The sequence below is a fragment of the Chryseobacterium sp. GW823-FHT05E08 genome (assembly GCF_058795655.1).
Genome location: NZ_JBXAHY010000003.1, coordinates 334,542 through 355,746 on the forward strand (window position 1 = coordinate 334,542; position 21,205 = coordinate 355,746).

Consider the following 21,205-nt stretch of genomic DNA (forward strand, 5'->3'; position numbering starts at 1 on the left):
AACTAGTTACTAAAAAATTAAAATTATGCCAAGCGGAAAGAAAAGAAAAAGACACAAGGTTGCAACTCACAAGAGAAAGAAAAGAAGAAGAGCGAACAGACACAAGAAAAAATAATCTCTTTTTTTCGAGATTTATAATATAACAATATAGTTGGTGGTTTTATTTTTTTAAAGTTCACCGACTATATTTTTGTTTTGCAACAACTATAAGATTTTGTGCAAAATCAGGAGTGGTCACTTTTATTTTTATTAATAAAGTACGGTGGTTTTAATTTAATTCCTAAATTTAAAAACTTAATCACCCTGATAAAAACCACACCAATTTCACAACATCTTAATAATTTTATCTTACAACAAAATGAAGAAAGAACTAATAGTTTCGCATGAAGGCGACTTTACGAAGATCGCACTGCTAGAAGACGGAAGACTATGCGAACTTCATGAGGAAGAGGACAAAAGTGATTTTATAGTTGGAGATTTGTTTATAGGAAAAGTAAAAAAGCTGGCTCCGAACCTTAATGCAGCATTCGTAAATATCGGTTACGATAAAGATGCGTTTCTGCATTATCAGGACTTGGGACCGCAGTATGTTACGTACAAAAAGTTTCTAAAAGATACTATTTCTAAAAAACAAAGTACTTCAAGTTTAAAAAGTTTCGAGATACAACCCGAAATCGACAAAAACGGAACAGTAGAAAAAGTAATCGTTAAAGACGATCTTGTTCTGCTTCAAATTACCAAAGAACCTATTTCTACAAAAGGACCGAGAATTTCAACTCAGGTTTCTTTAACGGGACGTTTTTTGGTTTTAATACCTTTCGACAATAAAGTTTCTATTTCCAAAAAGATCAAAAGCTATGAGGAAAAAGAAAGACTGAGAACTCTTATTGAAAGCATCAAACCAGAAGGTTTTGGCGTTATCATAAGAACTGTTGCAGAAGGAAAAAAAGTGGCCGACCTACATAATGACATGAATCAGCTGATTCAGAAATGGGAAAGCACTTTTAAAAACATCCAGAAAAACAAGTTTCCGTCTAAAGTTTTAAGCGAAGAAGACAAAGCTTCGGCTATTCTGAGAGATAATTTCAACCAAGATTTTGTAAGCATCATCTGTGATGACGAGCAAATGGTGGAAGAAATGAAAAATTACGTAGAAGTAATTGCTCCGGAAAGAAAAAACATTGTTCAGTTTTACGATTCACACATCCCTCTCCTCGAATATTATAACGTAGAAAAACAGCTTAAACAAAGCTTCGGAAAACACGTAAATATTCCAAGTTCAAAAGGTGCTTACCTTGTGATAGAACACACAGAAGCACTGCACGTAGTTGACGTGAACTCCGGAAATAACATCACGACCGGAAATGCAGCCAATAAAGAACACGCTCTGAACGTGAACAAAATGGCAGCAACAGAAATCGCAAGACAATTGCGTCTCCGTGATATGGGCGGCATCATCGTTATCGATTTTATAGACATGCCAAACCCTGATCACAGAAGAGATCTTTTTGAACATCTGAAAGCAGAAATGATGCGCGACAAAGCTCGCCACAAGATCCTGCCTCCAAGTAAATTTGGATTAATACAGATTACCAGACAAAGAAACCGTCAGGAAAAACAGATCGAAACAAAAGAAGATAACCCGAATAAAGACGGAGAAATCATCGCTCCGATCGTTATTGTGGAAAGAATGGAAGAAACTATCAGAAATATTATACAAAAGGATAAAGGAAAACTTTATCTGCACGTACACCCTTTCGTTGAAGCTTACCTTACAAAAGGTATTAAAAGCATCCAGATGAAATGGTTTATCAAGTATAAGAAATGGGTAACTATCATCCCAAGGGATTCTTTTAAATATTTAGAATACAAGATTTACAATTCGAAAAAGGAAGAATTGATAGGATATTCTAACTAATACAAAATTTTAAAACCTCTAGCTTGTCTGGAGGTTTTTTTGTTATATTTGCAGTCTTAAAACACTCATACAGAATGACTAAAAATTTATTTCTTGTGCTGCTTCTTGCAGTACAGACTGCTTTCGGGCAAATTATTTCTAAAGATTTTTCTTTCGCTTCAAACGGGATATATTCACTACCCGGAAACTTTACATGGTCAATGGCTCAAGATTCTGCTGGCGGGATTTATTTTACTCATAATGTAAATATTTACCCCATAATTAATGTATCCGAATCTTATTTATCAAAACTTACAGCCAATGGAGTTTTAGATCCTACTTTTGGAAGTAATGGAACAATTCCGCTACCCTATAATAGCTACTTGAATGAAGTAAAAATACAAGCAGATGGAAAATTGGTGGTTTTTGGTTTCACTAATACACAATCTGTAGCAGTATCAAGAATACTTACCAACGGACAGTTGGATCCGACTTTTGGAACGGGCGGAACAACAATCATCCCTTCCCTTATAGCTGATCAAAACTATGCATCCTTTGGAATTCTTTTACAGAATGAAAAAATTCTTGTTCATGCCGTCAATTATGGTCAAAATATACAACAGCAACATGTAATTCTCAGGCTTAATGCCAATGGAACTATAGACAACACTTTCGGTAATAATGGGTATGTAGCCACACAAGGTACTCCTGCAGGCAGGACATTCGTAAAAACAGATAATCAATCTAATATTATTTGCTTCAGTAGTGACGGCGGTTTTATTCGAAAGTTTGATTCAAACGGGCAGCCACTAAGCAGTTTTGGAAATAATGGAATGGTAGCGTTACTCAATTCTAACGGCTATGGCTACGGCAGTACTAAGACTATATTTGTTGATAGCAACAATAAAATTATTTTCTCATTAAACTCTGATGATGAAGTCCTTAGAATAAATCCAGATGGAACTTTAGACAATACATTTAATTATAATTCAAATATAAACTCTGGTCTGAACGGAGGTTCATGGATTCAAAGTATTGCCGAGAAAGACGGAGCTTATTATATTGGAGGAGCTGGCTATCCAAACAATTTAATTTCAAAACTTACTCAAAATGGTTCGGCAGATCCTATTTTTAATGATTATTTAGAAACAGACTCTGATGCGGAAGGAATGATTATTAATAACAATAATATTATTATAAGAGGGAACGGATTTATCGTAAAATATCTCCTTAATACCGGAACTTTATCCACAACGGATATTATAAAAAGTAACAATGATATTTCTTTTGAAAACCCTGTTAAACACAACTTAGTTTACCAATCAAAAGAACAAATAAATAAAATAGAGATCTATTCTGCAGATGGAAAAATCGTTAAAACTTTAAAAGATAACAATACAAATGTTTCAGAATTATTAAAAGGAATTTATTTTGCAAAAATCACTTTCGAGAATGGAAAAACAGTTGTGAAAAAATTGATGAAGAATTAATTTTTTTGTTTTCATATAAATAAAAAAACTGTTAATCAGTTAATTAAACCCATGTAATACGTATGTAACACTTATTATTTTTGTACAGATAAATTCTCTTAGTAAAATTGCAGACTCAATTTACTATAAAATTAAAAAAACAAACAAATGAAAAAAAATCTATTACTAGGACTAATCTTGGTAGTCCAAAGTGTATGTGCGCAAATTATTTCTAAAGACCTTTCTTTCGCTTCAAACGGAATATACCCTATCGCGAACAACAATTCATGGTCTAGAATGACTCAAAATCTGGATGGAAGTATTTATTTCACTTACAGTAAAGACAATCCAACTTCAGGAAATTACGAATCTTTCCTATCAAAACTTACCACGAACGGAGCTGTAGACTCTTCTTTTGGAAACAACGGAGAGCTCAAGTTACCTTATGCAACCAATGACAGCCAATTAAAAAAACAAACTGACGGAAAGCTTGTTATTTTTGGCTTCGATAATTCAAACGCAGCTATTTCCAGAATCCTTCCTAACGGACAATTAGACACCGCATTTGGTATTAATGGAACAACCGAGATCAATAATGTTGGTTCAGATATGAATGTTCGTGGTTATGGGCTACTTATTCAAAACAATAAGATCATCCTTTATGGAGAAGCGCTTGATCCCAATTCACCTTCTTATCTTCATTATAAAGTAATTTACAGGTTAAATGAAGACGGAAGTATTGATACCACTTTTGGAAATAATGGATTTATTACAACTGCCGATGGAAAATTTATATTTCTAGATAATCAATCTAATGTTGTAGTCTTAGGTGGTACAACGATTGAAAAATACAATAACAACGGACAGCCCCTTACAAGTTTTGGAAATAATGGAATAATGAGTCATTCAATTCCTTACGGATATGTTGGCAGTGCTTATATGGACAGCAATAACAATATCGTCTATTCTAATATGGATGCTGAAATTGGAAGAATAAAATCTAACGGAACATTGGATAACACCTTTAATTTTGATCCTACTTCTCTTCCTTTTACTACATGGATTCTGAGTATTATTGAAAAAGATGGCAATTATTATATCGGAGGAATGAACGAAGGTAGTGATGTGAGATATTTTATTTCTAAATTAAATCAAAATGGTTCAATAGATCCTAGCTTCAATTATTATTCAGAAACCAATCCTGATTTGGGTATTATTGGAGACATGATCGTTAATGACAATAACATTATAGCTAATGGAAGTAATAATATTGTAAAATATTTGCTTAATAATGTCACATTATCTACTGCGGAAACAGTAAAAAACAACCAAGAAATTTCTTTTAAAAACCCCGTTAAACAAAACCTCGTTTACCAATCAAAAGAACAAGTAAACAAAATAGAGATCTATTCTACAGACGGGAAAATGGTGAAAACTTTAAAAGACAACAATACAAATGTTTCAGAATTGTTAAAAGGAATTTATTTTGCAAAAATCACTTTTGAGAACGGAAACACAGTTGTGAAAAAATTGATGAAGAATTAATTTTTCATCTAAAAAATATTATTTAATCTTATAAAAGTATTTACTAAATTTTAGTGAATACTTTTTTGTTTTTAAGCTGAAACAAAATAAATTTACACAATGAGTAAAGACCACCACTATAAAACCACCATCCAATGGACAGGCAATAAAGGAACAGGAACCAGCAATTATAGAAGCTACGAAAGAAGCCACACAATTTCCGCAGAAAATAAAGCTATTATTGAAGCTTCTTCCGACCCTGCTTTTCATGGAGATAAGACAAAACATAATCCTGAAGATCTTTTTCTGTCGTCTTTATCATCTTGTCATATGCTTTGGTATTTGCATTTTTGTTCAGAAGCCGGAATTATTGTTACAAACTACACCGACAACGCAACCGAGATTATGGAAGAAACTTCCAACGGAAGTGGACATTTTAGAGAAGTTACGCTCAATCCGACCGTCATAATTACAGAAGAATCAATGATTGAGAAAGCAAAAGAGCTTCATCATAAGGCAAATGAATTTTGTTTCATTGCGAACTCGGTAAATTTCCCTGTGAAACATATCCCTATCGTGTTAGTTAAATAATTTTATTAATATTTTTAACCATTTCAAAATCCGATGAATATTAGATTTATCTAACAATAACTCTAAATTTTCAAACAAAAACTCCACCAAAAGAGAATTATTTAACGAATAATCAATAAAATTAAACTTTACTATAATTATTGTTAAAAAAAAGAACAATATTATGATTATTTTGTTTAAAATGTAAATAATTTTTTATATTTTTATATAAACAAAACTAACCATGATGAAGCCCAGATTAACCATTTTTGATGAGCCGGTGTTATATACCGAAGGTTTATCAAAATTACTGATTCAAAGTAAGATTTTTAATACCATTGATGTATTCAATTGCTACGAAGCTCTATCAGTACAATTAAAAAAGGATCCACCCGAGTTTCTCATGATAAGTTCAAACATGCTTATGCTTACGGAACTTTATAAATCTGTAGAAAGCATAACATCAGAAAATAAAAACATAAAAATTATCATTATTGGCAACAGCTATGATATTGTAGATATAAGAAAGCTTTTTAATAAAGGAATTAAGAGCTATCTGGATAAAAACAGCAGATACGACGAGTTTATAAAATCTATTCAGGCGCTTCTGCTTAACGAAATTTATATTTGTGATCACGCGAAAGACAGAATGATTAATTTCATCAGCAGTGAGCAGGCTCAAAAAAGACTTCAAATCAAAGATCCTCTCACAAGACGCGAAATGGAAATTTTAAAACTCATTTGCGACGGCCTCAGCAGTAAAGATATCTGCGAAAAACTTTTCATCAGCATCAATACTGTAGAAACGCACCGCAAAAGAATTCTCCTTAAACTAAACGTAAAAAACTCCGTCGGAGTTGTAAAATACGCACTAGAAAATCATATGATTGACTGATCACTAACCAAAACTAATTAACCAGAAATTCCAAACCTTACGGGGTTTGGAATTTTTTAATATATGAAAAAAATCTAGGCTTGAATGGTGAAAGGTGAATTGTCAATTTTGCTTTGCAAGTGAATCGTCAATTTTTTAGATTCACTATTCACAATTATTGATTTGCGAAGCAAAATTGACAATTCACATTTCACTATTTAAATTTCAGCTACTCATAGTCCGGCATTTCGGCATTACTGAAAAGAGCAGTTCTTACAAGATCTGTCATAGAACTGCTCAGATCAATAGTCATAACGTTCTTCTGAGAAACGTTATCATTAGAAGTATTCATGAAAATAACTTGTGCATTATTGGGCGAAAATCTAGGATCAAGATCATTTGTTCCTAATGGTTTATCGCTTTCGGTAGAAATATCGATATTTGTATTCGTTGCTAGATTATAGATGAAAATTCGCGAATCAAGCTGGCGGTAATTTCCGCTTCCGTCCTGATAGGCAGAAACATCTTTCGTGTAGAGCAACAATTGTCCGTCAACGGAGAAATTCAGTCCTCCGGCAGCTCCGGCAACTCCTGTGAGAATGGTCTTAACAACGTTTCCGACCATATCAACAATATAAATTTTGACATTATAACCGCTGAAATCATTGGTTTTTAAGGCAATTTTACTTCCGTCATAGCTCCAGTCGCATTCTGAGATCATGCTTCCGTCGGGAGTTGTGTAGATGAGCGTCAATCCGCTTCCGTCTTTATTAATTTTATATAATTTATTGAAATTTGAATAGATAAGCTCCTGTCCGTTTGTACTCCAGGAAAAATCCATTTCAAAATTATTAAAACCCGCTACTGGAACCGATGTTACTTTAAATAAATTGGAACCATCAGGATTTGCGGTATAAAGATGTGCGCTTCCGCCTTCTGTCCTTAAAAAAGCTATTAATCCGGCATTATTATTTTTCCGTGGTCGCCAACTGTTGTAGGACGAGCTGGTAAATTGGAAATTATTTCCAGAAGCATCACTTGAGACAATCACTAAATTTCCGTTTTGTTTCTGAACATAATGATAACGGTTAGACGGAACCGTATTGGTGGTAAATTTACTGATTGAACTTAAAACTGGCTGGTGAATGCCGTCCGAAACAGACACCTGCCAGAAGTAACTTACACCAAACTTCAAATTTGAAAGCGAATAATGTTTCGCCGTCAAATCATTAACCTGAATCACGTTAGTGTCAAGATTATTTTTAACTGTTAAACTATATTTCAAAACATCTGCCGTATCGGGATCGGTGGCGTTCCATGTCAATTCTACACTCAAAGGCTGGTTCACCGCGTTGTCTACCGGACTTAGTAACAGTGGTGTTGTGGGTGGAGAATTTAATGATTCGTCATCGTCCATTTCAAAAACTACGGTTACGACCTGATTCTGGTTTTGCACATTAACCGCCTGAAAATTGGTAAGATAACCGGACAATTCTGCTTTTACAGAATAATTTCCTACAGGCATATTTGCTATTTCAAAAGAACCATCTGTTCCGCTGAAAACGGTTTGCGTTGTTGGCGCTGTGAATATTTTCACATTGGCAATAGGTTCGTTTGTTCCTCTTTTCACCACTTTTCCTTTTAAAATTCCTGTCTGAGCCTGATCTACAAGCTCTTCGTTACAGGAAAATAAACAAATAGAAAAGATGATTATGCTGATAATTCGTATTAAAGTTTTCATAGTTTATGTTTTTATTTGTTACCAATGTAAAAGTTGATTCCCAACGCAAATCGCATCGCCTGATCTTTTCTTTTACCATTCACCAAACCTTCCCAATTATCTTTAAAACCCAAATCATATTGTGCTGAAGCTCTTACAGCAACATTTTTATCAATCAGATATTCTAATCCGCCTCCTACCTGGCCTTTATAATTAGGTTTAAACTCAGAATACATAGCTCCAAGACCGCCATAAATGTAGGGCGTGAATTTATATTTAGGGAAAACTAAAAATTCGAGATTAACTTCAGGAACGAAATAATTTCTTTTAACAATATTCTGATTTTCCAATGTGAAATAACTGCCGTTAACCTCAACGTTGAAACTTGGACTTATAAAATATTTAAACCCTAATTTTCCGCCAATATTCATTTTAGGATTAATGTAATCATCTTTAATTTTTTGTCCTTCAGCCTGAGCCAAAATCGAAAATTTTCCTCTTTGGTTATCCGGAAACTTATTTCCGATGGCTCTGTTTTGGTTTTGCTCCTGTTCTCTGTTATAATTATCGATCAAAGCCTGATAATCTACTGTATTATCTACTGCTTTTCCCCATATTTTATCTCTGATGCCTTCAACAATCAATGATTTCACAGATTTTTCGATGGCTTCAGATACGGCAAGCTGAACGGGTTCGTTTTGAGTCATTCCAACCTCAGCTTCCAACAATCTTTCAGTATCAATATATCTGAAAAAACTTCCGTTAACGCTTGTTGAAAGAATGGTTTTTGAGGTGTAAACTGTTTTTAAAATTTCACCATTCAACGTAGAAACAGCTCGAAGATAAATCGTAATTCTATCTTGTCGATATTGAGTTGAAGCTCCAATTCCAAAATATCTGGCGCCCAATCCTCCTGTCATAATATTGCTGTCATAGGAAATTACGCCACCCTCCAGAAGAATTCCGGCGTACAAAAGTGGTGGTAAAGCCTGGCTGTTTTTTTCGGCATCTTTTAAATATTCCTGTCTTGTGGATCTGATGATCTGTCTTTCGTTCAAAAGATTGGCAATATTTTCCCTTTCGATCGGGATAAACCATTTGCTGTCTTCCAAAGCTTTGATTAAAATAGTTGTAGTACCTTGTGGAACGGCGGTGCTCCAGTTATTTCCGTTTTCAGAAGGTTTGTATTGCCCTGTCTGATCCCTGAATTTATAAACACCGATAACGACTTTTTCTTTAGGTAAGGGTAAATTTTTCAATTCTGCGGTGTAAGACGTGTTCTCTCCCATCGTAGATTTTTCGGGATTGGACGGCAATCCGAATAACGAGCTGCACGCCTGTATGACACACAACATGACGGCACAGAAAAAAATTCTGGTGTAAGTGTAAGCTCTCATGGTAAGTTTGGTTTTTTAGTTACTTTTTTTTATTCTATTTTGGAATTACGATCTCGGACTGATCGCCAGTGCTGGTATCCAAAATATTTATTAAAAGTCCTTGAGCGGTAGTCGTAACCTGTAAGTACATAGACCCAAAAAGGTAATTTCCGGGTTGTATACTTCCCTCTCCGAACTGATCTTCAAACAATTTTCTGGACAGTTCACTCAAAACCTGTCGGTTAAGACTTTGGCTGAAACCGTCAACAGAATTCAAATTTCCCAGCAGATCACTGTAATCATTTTTTTGATCAAATTGATTCTGGGCATTTGCTGAACTTAAAAGCCATTGATAATTAAATGTATCTCCCCCAAATGCAGGATTTACCGGCTTGTAGACGAGTTGCTGAGACTTCCCGAGGAAAATCCCTGCAAAAAAGATCAAAATGAGTATTAAAGTTTTCATGGCGGACGTTTTTAGTATATAAATTCATTTTTTATAAGGTTTTTCTTTGCATTAAATTCTTTTATGTATTTTAAACTGTTAATTAATTGTTCTTTAAGATAATCTTCACTTGGATTGGTCATAAAACTGTAGACTACTTTATCATCAATTTCGATATTGATCTGTCCGTTGGTTCCACGGCCGGGAAGTTCAGAAATGGTAATAGCAGAATTGCTTTTATCAGGAAGCTGGCTGTACTGAAGGTAAAAAAAATCATAAAAATCTTTTCCGACTTTGCTTTTGGTTTCATCGATGGTTAATCCTTTTAATTCAAAAACAACATCTTCTTCTACTTTGCTGACTTTCTTTTTAAATGAATCATTATTAAGTTCAAGGCTGTCTTTGGCGATTAATTTTTGAGTTTCTTCATCTTTTACATAAAGAAAAACTTTCAAGGCATCTTTTTTTTCAAGGTTAACATTAATCTCAGACAAAACTTTTGTTTCATTAGGATTAATAGAAAATTTCCCACTTTGTTGATTGTTTGAAAGATTTCCTCCGTTTCCTTTTTTAATAGAAACCAAAAGATAATTGAGTTCTTTATAAATTGCGGTAGAGTTGGTGACTACACCTTTTAGATTGATCTGCCCTTCCATTATTTTACTCTCAATTTTTGCATTGATTTTTTTATCTTCCTGTCCGTTTATCGAAACAGACAGGAAAATAAAAGAACACAAAATCAAAGAATAAAAATTTTTCATCATCGGGGTTTTAATAGTTTCTCATGAAAATCGTTTTATTGTCTCCTTTCACCTGTATTTGAAGGCCGTCCGAAATACTGTTGCTTCCGGTAACATCAATAATATTGTTGCTTCCCTGGGTTGTAATAGCTGTTTTGGTTTCAGTATCAGTAAATGAATTATTAAAGTAAAGACTGTTGTAATCTCCCAATTGTTTTACAGAAATATTGGTTTTAGCATTAAGAGAAAGTTCAGCATTATTCGCATCACCAATCTGAATGACATTGGAATAAGACATCATCTGATCAGGATTCTGTCCGGCAATAACGTTAAGAACTGTATTGCTGTTGATCCGATCCCAATCTACCTGCTGTGACTTCACAGGCAAGAAAATGAGAAGTGCGAATACACTCAGCCCTAATTTAAACATGGTATTAATTTTTATTAAAGTTACTGGATTACAGCGCCCTATAAAACACACCTACCCGTTACAGTTGAAAAATCACGGTTTATGGTTACGTTTAAAATCATCAAAAAATTTTAACCAAAAAAAGGAGAAGCCGCAGCTCCTCCTTAAGTGAGATTTGTAATGTACTTTCCCTAATTTGATTGATTAACCATGATTGAATTATTGTTTCCTACCTGAGCTCCCAAATGGATGTTAGAATCACCACTTTGTCCGATTGCAGCAAAGTTGTTATCTCCCATTTGAAGATCGACAGCTATATTGTCATTTCCCACTTGAAATTGATATAACTCATTATCAGATCCCATTTGTAAACCTGCAGCAAGATTATCATTTCCCATTTGAAAAGCTATGGCTATGTTATCATCTCCTACCTGAGCATGAAGAGCTGTATTATCATTACCATCTTGATATTGTACAAGGGAGTTACCATCTCCCACCTGAATTCCTACAGCTTCATTTCTTCTTCCAAGTTGTACTTGCAGAGCTTCATTATCATCTCCAAGCTGAACAGCAGTTGCGCTGTTTCTTCTTCCATCTTGATATTGAACGATCAGGTTATCCGAACCTCCCTGTATAGCAACAACTTCATTTCTTCTTCCCATTTGTGTTTGATAGACTTCATTACTGATACCAACCTGTAAGGTCTGAGCAGAGTTTCTATTTCCTGTTTGGCTTACTTCATTGGAGTTTCCAATTCCCAATTGATCTACGTCTATTGAGTTTCTGTTTCCGATACTTTCTGCGGTGTTGGTATTGAAGGCTCCCACCTGATCTATATCAGCAGTATTTCGATTTCCATCCTGATTTAGAGTATTGACATTCACCAGACCAGTTTGGTCTACGGTAGCAACGTTCCAGTTTCCAGTTTGAGTTGTTACATCAATATTTGCTTGTGCAAAAGTAAAACCCATGGCCATTAGTGTAAACACACCTGTTATAAAGTTTTTCATCTTAATAAAAATTAATTGGTTAATAGTCTGACAAAGGTAGACGCTAAAGCAATGGGGCGAACCACTATAAAAGGGCAAATTTTCAAAATCACTAATTACGGTAGTGTTTGTAACCGTTTACAGTTTATAGGTCATCACTGTAAGTAATTACGTATAAATACGGGGATTGTTTCATTTAAATTTATTATTGATTATGAACTATTCGTTACATATTTTTTCGTCCTTTTATCATTAATTAACATTTTTGCCTCTTCTTTTCTTCAGTATATATTGCTAAATTTGAGCTATGGAAAATTTTGGAAAAGATTTATTACGAAAAATTAAAAGTGTTGAACTACCAGGAGAACATGCTCATGGTCTTTTTTCACCTCCTTCACGTCCTGTTTTTACGTATGACGAGGTATTAGCAAAAAATCCAAAATTCGCTGCCGTAAATATTGTTTTGTACATTAAAGACGATGAATGGTATTTTCCATTAATATTAAGAACTGAAAACGAACGAGACAGACATAGCGGACAAATCTCTCTACCAGGCGGAAAACGTGAGGAAATGGACAAAGATTTTGCAGAAACTGCCGTTCGCGAGACTGCAGAAGAAATTGGGATTGAAAAGCATTATGTAAGAATCATACGAGAAATGTCACCGATCTACATTCCGCCAAGTAATTTCTATGTTTATCCTTACATTTCATATACCAAAAAAGATCCGAAATTTATCCTACAACATACTGAAGTGGTAGAAACCATTGAATTTCCCATCACGTCTTTCCTAAACCTTCCCGATAAGCCGGAAATAATGGCTTTACCAAGCGCCGGCGGACATGAAGTTCCGGTCATCAATTTCAACGGATACATCATCTGGGGAGCTACGGCAATGATATTAAGTGAATTCAGTCAATTGTTGAAAAAAATGTAACTTTGCACAACTGTGTTTAATTGATAGATGGCAAAAAAAAATATTTTCACCGATGCATTCGGAACTCCTTATTTTTTAAAAAGGTTAATCATTTTTATTTTAGGAATTGTCTCTTACAGAAGATTCAATGGCTTTAATAAATTAAAAATTACAGGCACGGAACATCTTGTGGATCTTCCAGATTCCAATGTACTTTTCGTGTGTAACCATCAGACTTATTTCGCAGACGTGGCAGCAATGTATCACGCTTTCTGTGCTGTAAACAATGGATATTTAGACAGTATAAAAAACCCGATCTATCTACTTAATCCAAAGATCGATTTTTACTACGTTGCCGCCGAAGAAACCATGAATAAAGGTATTCTTCCAAAAATTTTTAAAATTGCAGGCGCCGTAACCGTAAAAAGAACCTGGAGAGCTGAAGGCCAGAATGTCAACAGAATGGTAGATCTTACGGAGGTTGATAATATTATGAAAGCCTTAGACAACGGCTGGGTAGCTACTTTCCCTCAAGGTACTACATCGGCTTTTGCGCAAGGAAGAAGAGGTACAGCAAAACTGGTTAAAAATCAGCGCCCGATTGTGATTCCTATTAAAATTAATGGATTCAGAAGAGCGTTCGATAAAAAAGGCCTCCGTGTAAAGGTAACAGGCGTAAAACCTACCATGGAGTTTAAAGCACCTCTCGATATCGATTATGATAACGAAAAAGCACCGGAAATTTTGTTGAAAATAATGACTGCCATTGAGCAGACAGAAGATTTCAATATACTACACAATTATGATGAAGAACTTAAAGCTAAAAAATTAGAACAAAAGGATTCAGATAATTAAAGTAGATTAAATATGAAAAGAATAATAGGGATCTTATTCGCAATCATAGTATTAGTTTCTTGTAACAGCCAAAAAGTATATTCGGATTTTGACATAAGTTATTCTAAAAGCGGTGGTTTTGCCCCGATTTATGAGAATCTTCTTATCAAAGAAAACAATGCGCATTACTCTTTTGAGGGACAGGGAAAAAAGATTAAACAGGATTTTAAAATTACCAATGAGGATCTAAAAAAGTTAGATAACATTCTATCTCAAAACAATTTTAGAAGAATACAGGAAGACCGTAAAAAAATATACGACAATGTATCTACTTCTATTAATGTTAAAAAAGGTCCAAATGAAGGCAGTAAAACAGATGCAAGTCTGGTAATGCCAAATTATAAAACAAACTGGAACAACATTTTAAATGCTTTCCAGGAGATCATTAATAACAATGTTAAAAAACAGTAAATAAGTTGAATACCCATTTCATTGCTATCGGCGGGAGTGCCATGCATAATCTTGCTATTGCACTAAAAGACAAAGGATATCAGGTGACAGGTTCGGATGATGCTATTTTTGAACCTTCAAAATCAAGACTTGAGAAGAAAGGAATTCTTCCTCAGGAATTGGGATGGTTTCCGGAAAAAATAACTTCTGATATTGATGCCGTAATTCTCGGAATGCACGCTCATCAGGACAATCCCGAATTGGCAAAAGCAAAAGAACTGGGTTTAAAAATATACTCATATCCGGAATTTCTTTACGAACAGTCTAAAACCAAAACCAGAGTTGTTATTGCAGGTTCTCACGGGAAAACTACAATTACTTCAATGATTCTCCATGTTTTAAATTTTCATCAGAAAGATGTTGATTACATGGTGGGCGCTCAGTTGGAAGGTTTCGACTGTATGGTAAAACTTACTCAGGATAACGATTTTATGGTATTGGAAGGTGATGAATACCTTTCCTCTCCTATCGATTTGCGTTCAAAATTCTTACTGTATCAACCCAATATCGCTTTAATGAGCGGAATTGCCTGGGATCATATCAATGTTTTCAAAACTTTTGATGATTATATTGAGCAGTTCAGAAGATTCGTTGCAAGCATTACTCCGGGCGGTGTTTTGGTGTATAATGAAGAAGATGCTGAGGTCGTAAAAGTTGTGGAAGCAGCTGAAAATTATTTCAGAAAAATACCTTATAAAACTCCTGAATACGAGATCAATAACGGACAGGTTTATTTAAAAACCGAAATGGGAGATATTCCACTTTCTGTGTTTGGAGCGCACAATCTATTAAACCTTGAAGGAGCAAGACATATTTGCCACACGTTGGGAATTATGGATGAGGATTTCTATGATGCAATCATGAGTTTCAAAGGCGCTTCAAAACGTCTTGAAAAAGTAGAAAGAGAAGACAAAGGAACGCTTTACAAAGATTTTGCACACGCGCCAAGTAAAGTAAAAGCGGCTGTAAAAGCTTTCTGTGAGCAATTTAAAAATGAGAAAAAATACGGTTTCCTTGAACTTCATACGTATTCAAGCTTAAATCCGGTATTTTTAGAGCAATACGATCACGCCATGGATGGATTGGAAGAAGCCATCGTTTTCTATTCTGAAGATGCTTTAAAAATCAAAAGAATGGATCCGATTTCACCTGATTTGATTAAAGAAAAATTTAAAAACGAAAATCTAAAAGTATTTACCAATGCCGAAGAACTTCACGCTTATTGGGAAACGTTGGATAAAACTAACGGTGTTTTCCTGATGATGAGTTCGGGGAATTTTGGCGGATTAGACTTAACGAAATAAATTTCACATAAAAAACTCCTTTCGATTTGAAAGGAGTTTTTATTTTAATTAATTCTCTTATAAAAACGTCTTAATACGTCCTTGATACCATCCCCGTCAAAATCCTGAGTCCTATCTTCAATAACCATATCAGTTAAAGTAAGCTGAATCACGAAATACGGATAATTTTCCTCACCTTCAAACCAGAATTTACCATTTCCTTTATCGAAAGTATATTTCCTTGCTACAGCATCTGTTTTTTCACAGGTATTATTGTTTTGGGCAAAAGAAATCGAAATAACATGGGAAGAAGTAAATTCATGCGTGCTGGTTTTCTGGCAATCCGTTGAGAAAGAAGTCTGTATCTGCTGATTTAAAGACCGGTATATCTCAGATTTTTCAATATACCACTTTCCGATAATTGAAGCTTTACTGCTGATATTCTGATCTTCATCATTACCGTTACAACCAAAAAAGGAAAATAGTATTAATGGCAGAATAAATTTTTTCATAATTAACATTACATGTTTTAAGTCTACAAAATTAAAACAATTTTAATTAAGCTTTTTATACTGCTATTATAAGATTCCTCAATTTTCAATATTATTTTTTATTTTTCTGAACACGAACATGATAGTGATCTACTTCATTTTCATTCAACATTTTTTCAACAGAAACAGCATCTGCAGCCGTATCTAAGCTGTAAATCTGCATAATTCCTTGTGTTGTTGCAGCTTGACCAAGAATATTTTGTTGGTTCTGATTATTCACTGCATTTTCAAACATAATTCCTGTAGAGTGTGCAGCCTGTTGATAAACATTTCTCAATGCAATTGCCGGAGCTTCATCTAGATGATTTTCGATCTGATCATTAACAGGTTCCGGAAACGCATTTGAAGTTGGTTTTTTCTCTTTTTTTGACATGGTTTTGGTTTTAGTTTTTGGTTAAAGTAAAGTTAGATCTAATTTTAGAAAATTTAAAAATAATTTCAACTAAAAATCAAAAAAAGAAGCAATAACTATTGCTTCCTCAGTTCTTTATAATATTTCTTTGTTTCCGGATCGAATTTTTCAATTGCATAGGAAAACGTAGATGATGGCATTGTTTTTACATGTTTTTCCAGAAAATCCAACAATCTTTTCTTGTCCTTTTTTCCGGCTTCTCTTATCCAGCTTCCGACTGCTTTATTAATCAATTCGTTTGAATCATGAACAAGAATTTCAGCGATTTTAAAAGTGTCATCCAAATCATTTTTCCTGATAAAAGCATGAGTTGCCACAATTGCCGTTCGTCTTTCCCAAGGATCATCGGATTTCGCTAAATCATATAAAATATCTCTTGGTTTATCTATCAGATATTCACCAACAATATTTCTTGCGGCTCTGTCTACAAAATCCCAATTATTAAGGCGATCGTGACGATGAATGTATAAATCAAAAAGCTGTTTTTTCTTTTCGGCAGATGTTTTTTTATTTCCAGCCTGAAAATCCATGATACTCACCGCTCCCATTCTCACTTCATAGAAATCGCTATCCAATAAATGATTGATTTCTAATAAAGACATCCCGGAAAACTCCTTCGCCGTATTGAAAACATCACCGAATTTCACCCCAAAATGCTTTGTAACCCCATCATTTCCTTTGAAAAATTTCTCAACTTTGTCAATCTCTTTCTCATCTTTGAATGTTGAAAGTTTTGATATGAATTGTTCTGCAGTCATGATTTTTGAAATAACTTTTAAAATTTTCTCGCAGATTGAGCTGATTTAGCAGATGATTACGTAAATAAATCTGCGTGATTTGCATAATCTGCGAGAGTTTTAATTAAATATCCGCAACAGAATTCAGCATTTTCTGCTCCCACTCCGGATCTTTTGGATCAAAGAATATTCTTTTGTTGGTATCTAGAGAACGAACGATATTCATTTCGTCTTCCGATAATTCAAAATCGAAAACATTGAAATTTTCTTCAATTCTAGACGGCGTCACAGACTTTGGAATCGCGCAGAAACCTTCCTGCAAATGCCATCTTAAAATAACCTGAGCAACCGTTTTATTATGTTTTTCAGCAATGGATTTTAAAGATTCGTTATTTAAAAGTTCTGCATTTCCGTTTCCAAGTGGGCTCCAAGGTTGAGTAACAATATTATTTACTCTGTTATAAACCTGCAATTCTTTTTGTTGGAAAATTGGGTGTAATTCGATCTGATTAACCACCGGAAGAATGCTTGAATTAGCTTTTAATTCTTCCAGTTTTTCAACCGTGAAGTTACAAACACCAATTGATTTTATTTTTCCTTCATGATAGAGCTCTTCCAACGCCTTCCAAGCTCCTACAAAATCAGAATAAGGCCAGTGAATAAGGTACATATCCAAATAATCCAGCTGCAATCTGTCTAATGTTCTCTGAAAAGCACTTTTTGCATTATCATATGAAGTATCCTGAACCCAAAGTTTCGAAGTGATAAATAAATCCTCTCTGTCTACTCCGCTGTTTTTTATAGCATTTCCAACTCCTATTTCATTTTGATAAATAGAAGCTGTGTCGATCATTCTGTATCCCGTTTGGATAGCCTTGATTACCGTATCTTCACACACTTTTTGGTCATCAATCTGCCAGACACCAAAGCCTAAAGCCGGAATATCATTTCCGTTATTTAATGTAATTACAGGCTGTCCTGTATATGTTTTTTGACTCATAAATCTTTATTTTAATTTTACTAATATGATGTCTAACAAATTTCCGATAAAATTTTGGAATTTCTGCTTACCAATTTTACTTTAGATTTTAATTTTTATAACCTCGGTATGTATTTTCCATTAACGATAAAAAAATCTTATTTCATTTATAAATGATATCTTTGCGCCTCTAAATTCAATAAACAAAACCATGAAAATCAATTACAAGAAAATGATACCTTTTATAGGTATTCTTTGTTCAAGTGCTATTACTGCACAAGCTCCGGCCATAGAGTGGCAAAAATCTTTAGGAGGAACAAACTCCGATAGAGCACACACTATCATTCAAACTGCCGATGGAGGCTATATGATTAGCGGAGCATCTAATTCAAACAATGGGAATGTAACAGGGAATCACGGAAGTCAGGATTACTGGATCGCAAAATTAAATTCAACAGGAAATCTTCAATGGCAAAAATCTTTAGGAGGAACAGGAACTGACTATGGGAGTTCTATCGTTCAAACTGCTGATGGCGGATATGTGGTTGCAGGAACCTCTGATTCAAACAATGGAAATGTAACAGGAAATCATGGACTTACAGATGGCTGGGTTCTAAAATTAAATTCTGATGCCGGAATTATTTACTGGCAAAAATCTTTCGGAGGAACAAATTATGATGTTATCAATCAAATGATCCCTACGACAGATGGTGGCTATATATTTGCAGGAAATTCTTCTTCAAACAATGGCGATGTACCGGGAAATAACGGTTATGTAGATTATTGGATCGTAAAAATAAATTCTGATGGAAATCTTCAATGGAAAAAATCTTTAGGAGGAACGGGAGATGACAGGGCTACTTGTATTGTTCAAACCAGCGATGGTGGATATGCAGTTGCCGGATATGCTGAAAACAACAATGGTGATGTAACAGGAAATCATGGTAGTAAAGATTACTGGATCCTAAAATTAAATACTGATGGAGGGGTTATTTATTGGAAAAAATCTTTCGGAGGAACCTATCAAGAGTTACCTCGATCTATTGTACAGACTTCAGACGGTGGCTATATTGTAGCTGGTTCCGCTTCTTCTAATGATGGAGACGTAACAGGAAATCATGGAAGCGACGATTCCTGGATCGTAAAATTAAATTCTACAGGAGATCTTCAATGGCAGAAAGCTCTAGGAGGAACTAAGGTAGATAACGCTTCTTCTATCATTCAAACGGCTGATGGTGGGTATTTGGCTGTAGGAAGCACCACTTCAAATGATGGTCAGGTAACAGGATATCATGCTCCTTCAAGTACAGGTCCTGGAGAATCACCTCTTTCTTATGATTATTGGGCTGTAAAGCTAAACACCACAGGAAATATTGTATGGCAAAAGTGTTTAGGAGGATCAGGAAGTGATGAAGCTACCTCTGTTATTCAAACTACAGATGGCGGTTATGTCATTGCTGGAAGTTCAAATTCAACCAATGGAGATGTAAGTGGAAATCATGGAGATTATGATATTTGGGTCGTAAAACTTGCTCAAGATAATCTGGCAACTAATGAACTTGTGAAAGATGCTACAACAGTTAATGTGTTTCCCAATCCGGCAAAAGATAATATGACTTTAAAGCTTGATTATTTCACACCTTCTATGGAAGTTACCATTACTGATATGTTAGGAAAAACCATCCATACTCAAAAATTAGATGGGCTAATTACAAAAATAAATATCGGAAACTTTGAAAAAGGTATTTATTTTTTAAACCTAATTGGAGGTAAGGAAAATACAAGCAAAAAATTCATTAAGGAATAATTTATATTTCATCTATAACTGATAAAAACCTGCCTTGTGCAGGTTTTTTCTGTTAATTACTAATCGAACCTCTAATTTCCTATTATGAAAATTTAATGAATTTATAAAATTTTAGTTTAACGCAAGAAATTAAACAATCAAAACTTCATCCTTACTCATTACCTGTCTGAATAATCCTTTAATATGAGCAATTTCTGATTGATAATTCGTTTTTTTACGGCATCCAAAATACAAGGTATTCTCTAACTTTTTTTCACCTTCCCAGATCAATTTCACCTCTCCGCTTTCAATTTCATTTTTACATAAAAAATCGGGAATTACAGCCAATCCTTTTCCGCCCTTCAAACAACGAATGATTGAATTTAAGTTAGGAACGATATAATTTGCTCTGAAATCCGGTTTATGTCCAAAATTCAAGGTCCAGAACTGGAAGAGATGCTCCATATCTCCCGTTGTTCCGTACCATTTTTCTTCCTTTAACCAACTTTCAATCTGTTCTTTATCTTTTGATTTTAATACTTTTTTGAAACTTTCTGTATCCACGTCTTTTCCGCCCACCAAAATAATCTGTTCGGATGAAAAAGCTTCATGCTGAATATTAGGAGAAATTCCTTTTTTAGGCGTAATAATAAGGTCTAAAATTCCTTTATCCAACTGATCCAGCATTTCGGGATATTCTCCAAAACTGATGATTAAATTAAAAGGCAAGGAAGAAACATACTGCTCCAAAGTGGTCTGAAAAGTTTCAAAACACATGCCTACACTTATCGTCGGAGTTGTTTTTTCGGTAGATTTTTGAAAATTTTTCTCTACATCCTCAAGTTTTGTCAATGGCTCGGAAACTGCATTAAATAATACTTTTCCTCTTTCCGTGGGATGCATTTTTCTTCCGGTTCTGTCGAATAATTTATATCCAACATAAGCTTCCAAAGAGCTTAAATGCAGACTTACTCCGGGTTGTGATATGAATAAAGCTTCTGCCGCTCCCGTTAATGTTCCGGTTTTGTAGATTGCTTTAAATGTTCTGTACCATTCTAAATTTACCATAATTGTATTGATTTAGTGAATAGTCAATTTGCTTCAAAGTGAATTATGAAATTCTTTAGCTAAAAAAATTGACAAGCAAAGCGAATTGATTATTTACAATTCATTTATTACTTTCA

The 21,205-nt window shown here is 34.4% G+C and carries 21 protein-coding genes; 10 read left to right on the top strand and 11 right to left on the bottom strand.

Translation table 11 applies throughout. The annotated features are described in order from the left end of the window. Positions 1-358 precede the first annotated feature (358 nt). The 5 genes from AC1Q7L_RS11955 to AC1Q7L_RS11975 all read left to right on the top strand — a co-directional run bounded on the left by AC1Q7L_RS11955 (position 359) and on the right by AC1Q7L_RS11975 (position 6,355). Positions 359-1,918 carry an Rne/Rng family ribonuclease gene (locus AC1Q7L_RS11955; RefSeq protein WP_492306144.1) on the top strand — a complete coding sequence of 520 codons (1,560 nt, stop codon included), beginning with the start codon at positions 359-361 and terminating at the stop codon, positions 1,916-1,918. Positions 1,919-1,992: 74 nt separating this feature from the next. Further along, positions 1,993-3,387 (top strand): T9SS type A sorting domain-containing protein, encoded by a 1,395-nt coding sequence (locus AC1Q7L_RS11960; RefSeq protein WP_492306145.1) that lies wholly within the window; start codon positions 1,993-1,995, stop codon positions 3,385-3,387. A gap of 147 nt (positions 3,388-3,534) precedes the next feature. After that, entirely contained in the window at positions 3,535-4,911 is a 1,377-nt protein-coding gene (locus AC1Q7L_RS11965) for a T9SS type A sorting domain-containing protein (protein WP_492306146.1), read from the top strand. A 99-nt stretch (positions 4,912-5,010) separates the two neighbouring features. Next, on the top strand, positions 5,011-5,481 hold the full coding sequence (locus tag AC1Q7L_RS11970) for an OsmC family protein (protein WP_492306147.1): 471 nt from the start codon (positions 5,011-5,013) through the stop codon (positions 5,479-5,481). A 226-nt stretch (positions 5,482-5,707) separates the two neighbouring features. Continuing rightward, positions 5,708-6,355, top strand: coding sequence for a response regulator transcription factor (locus tag AC1Q7L_RS11975; protein WP_410693286.1), 648 nt, complete (start codon positions 5,708-5,710; stop codon positions 6,353-6,355). Positions 6,356-6,563: 208 nt separating this feature from the next. Here the strand turns inward: AC1Q7L_RS11975 and AC1Q7L_RS11980 are convergent, their stop codons facing one another. From AC1Q7L_RS11980 to AC1Q7L_RS12005, 6 genes are all read right to left on the bottom strand, one after another. Continuing rightward, a complete protein-coding gene (locus AC1Q7L_RS11980) occupies positions 6,564-8,075 on the bottom strand; it encodes a carboxypeptidase-like regulatory domain-containing protein (RefSeq protein ID WP_492306148.1) in 1,512 nt (503 codons plus the stop codon). Positions 8,076-8,086: 11 nt separating this feature from the next. Continuing rightward, a complete protein-coding gene (locus AC1Q7L_RS11985) occupies positions 8,087-9,451 on the bottom strand; it encodes a CsgG/HfaB family protein (RefSeq protein ID WP_492306149.1) in 1,365 nt (454 codons plus the stop codon). Positions 9,452-9,485: 34 nt separating this feature from the next. After that, complete coding sequence (locus AC1Q7L_RS11990) at positions 9,486-9,896, bottom strand: curli production assembly/transport component CsgF (protein ID WP_410693283.1); 411 nt, start codon at positions 9,894-9,896, stop codon at positions 9,486-9,488. A gap of 11 nt (positions 9,897-9,907) precedes the next feature. Beyond that, entirely contained in the window at positions 9,908-10,636 is a 729-nt protein-coding gene (gene csgH, locus AC1Q7L_RS11995; RefSeq protein ID WP_492306150.1) for a curli-like amyloid fiber formation chaperone CsgH, read from the bottom strand. A 10-nt stretch (positions 10,637-10,646) separates the two neighbouring features. Beyond that, positions 10,647-11,045, bottom strand: coding sequence for a hypothetical protein (locus AC1Q7L_RS12000; protein ID WP_492306151.1), 399 nt, complete (start codon positions 11,043-11,045; stop codon positions 10,647-10,649). A 170-nt stretch (positions 11,046-11,215) separates the two neighbouring features. Continuing rightward, positions 11,216-12,034: a hypothetical protein gene (locus AC1Q7L_RS12005; protein WP_492306152.1), complete on the bottom strand. Its 819-nt coding sequence runs from the start codon at positions 12,032-12,034 to the stop codon at positions 11,216-11,218. 286 nt (positions 12,035-12,320) lie between these two features. Here AC1Q7L_RS12005 and AC1Q7L_RS12010 point away from each other — a divergent pair, with 286 nt between their 5' ends. From AC1Q7L_RS12010 to AC1Q7L_RS12025, 4 genes are read left to right on the top strand one after another with little or no spacing between them, the layout of a single operon-like run. Next, positions 12,321-12,950, top strand: coding sequence for an NUDIX hydrolase (locus AC1Q7L_RS12010; protein WP_410693279.1), 630 nt, complete (start codon positions 12,321-12,323; stop codon positions 12,948-12,950). Positions 12,951-12,977: 27 nt separating this feature from the next. Then, complete coding sequence (locus tag AC1Q7L_RS12015) at positions 12,978-13,784, top strand: lysophospholipid acyltransferase family protein (RefSeq protein WP_410693278.1); 807 nt, start codon at positions 12,978-12,980, stop codon at positions 13,782-13,784. A gap of 12 nt (positions 13,785-13,796) precedes the next feature. Beyond that, positions 13,797-14,234, top strand: coding sequence for a hypothetical protein (locus AC1Q7L_RS12020; protein WP_492306153.1), 438 nt, complete (start codon positions 13,797-13,799; stop codon positions 14,232-14,234). A 5-nt stretch (positions 14,235-14,239) separates the two neighbouring features. After that, positions 14,240-15,577 carry a UDP-N-acetylmuramate--L-alanine ligase gene (locus AC1Q7L_RS12025; RefSeq protein ID WP_492306154.1) on the top strand — a complete coding sequence of 446 codons (1,338 nt, stop codon included), beginning with the start codon at positions 14,240-14,242 and terminating at the stop codon, positions 15,575-15,577. A 44-nt stretch (positions 15,578-15,621) separates the two neighbouring features. Here the strand turns inward: AC1Q7L_RS12025 and AC1Q7L_RS12030 are convergent, their stop codons facing one another. From AC1Q7L_RS12030 to AC1Q7L_RS12045, 4 genes are all read right to left on the bottom strand, one after another. Then, positions 15,622-16,068 carry a lipocalin family protein gene (locus AC1Q7L_RS12030; protein ID WP_492306155.1) on the bottom strand — a complete coding sequence of 149 codons (447 nt, stop codon included), beginning with the start codon at positions 16,066-16,068 and terminating at the stop codon, positions 15,622-15,624. A 91-nt stretch (positions 16,069-16,159) separates the two neighbouring features. Next, positions 16,160-16,480, bottom strand: a complete 321-nt coding sequence (locus AC1Q7L_RS12035; protein WP_492306156.1) for a RebB family R body protein — start codon at positions 16,478-16,480, stop codon at positions 16,160-16,162. Between the two features lie 95 nt (positions 16,481-16,575). Beyond that, positions 16,576-17,277, bottom strand: a complete 702-nt coding sequence (locus tag AC1Q7L_RS12040) for a DNA alkylation repair protein (RefSeq protein ID WP_492306157.1) — start codon at positions 17,275-17,277, stop codon at positions 16,576-16,578. Positions 17,278-17,380: 103 nt separating this feature from the next. Beyond that, positions 17,381-18,256 (bottom strand): aldo/keto reductase, encoded by an 876-nt coding sequence (locus AC1Q7L_RS12045; RefSeq protein ID WP_492306158.1) that lies wholly within the window; start codon positions 18,254-18,256, stop codon positions 17,381-17,383. Positions 18,257-18,446: 190 nt separating this feature from the next. Between AC1Q7L_RS12045 and AC1Q7L_RS12050 the strand changes: the two genes are divergently transcribed. Next, positions 18,447-20,042, top strand: a complete 1,596-nt coding sequence (locus tag AC1Q7L_RS12050) for a T9SS type A sorting domain-containing protein (RefSeq protein ID WP_492306159.1) — start codon at positions 18,447-18,449, stop codon at positions 20,040-20,042. 129 nt (positions 20,043-20,171) lie between these two features. Here the strand turns inward: AC1Q7L_RS12050 and AC1Q7L_RS12055 are convergent, their stop codons facing one another. Continuing rightward, a complete protein-coding gene (locus tag AC1Q7L_RS12055; RefSeq protein ID WP_492306160.1) occupies positions 20,172-21,089 on the bottom strand; it encodes a LysR family transcriptional regulator in 918 nt (305 codons plus the stop codon). Between the last annotated feature and the right edge of the window lie 116 nt (positions 21,090-21,205).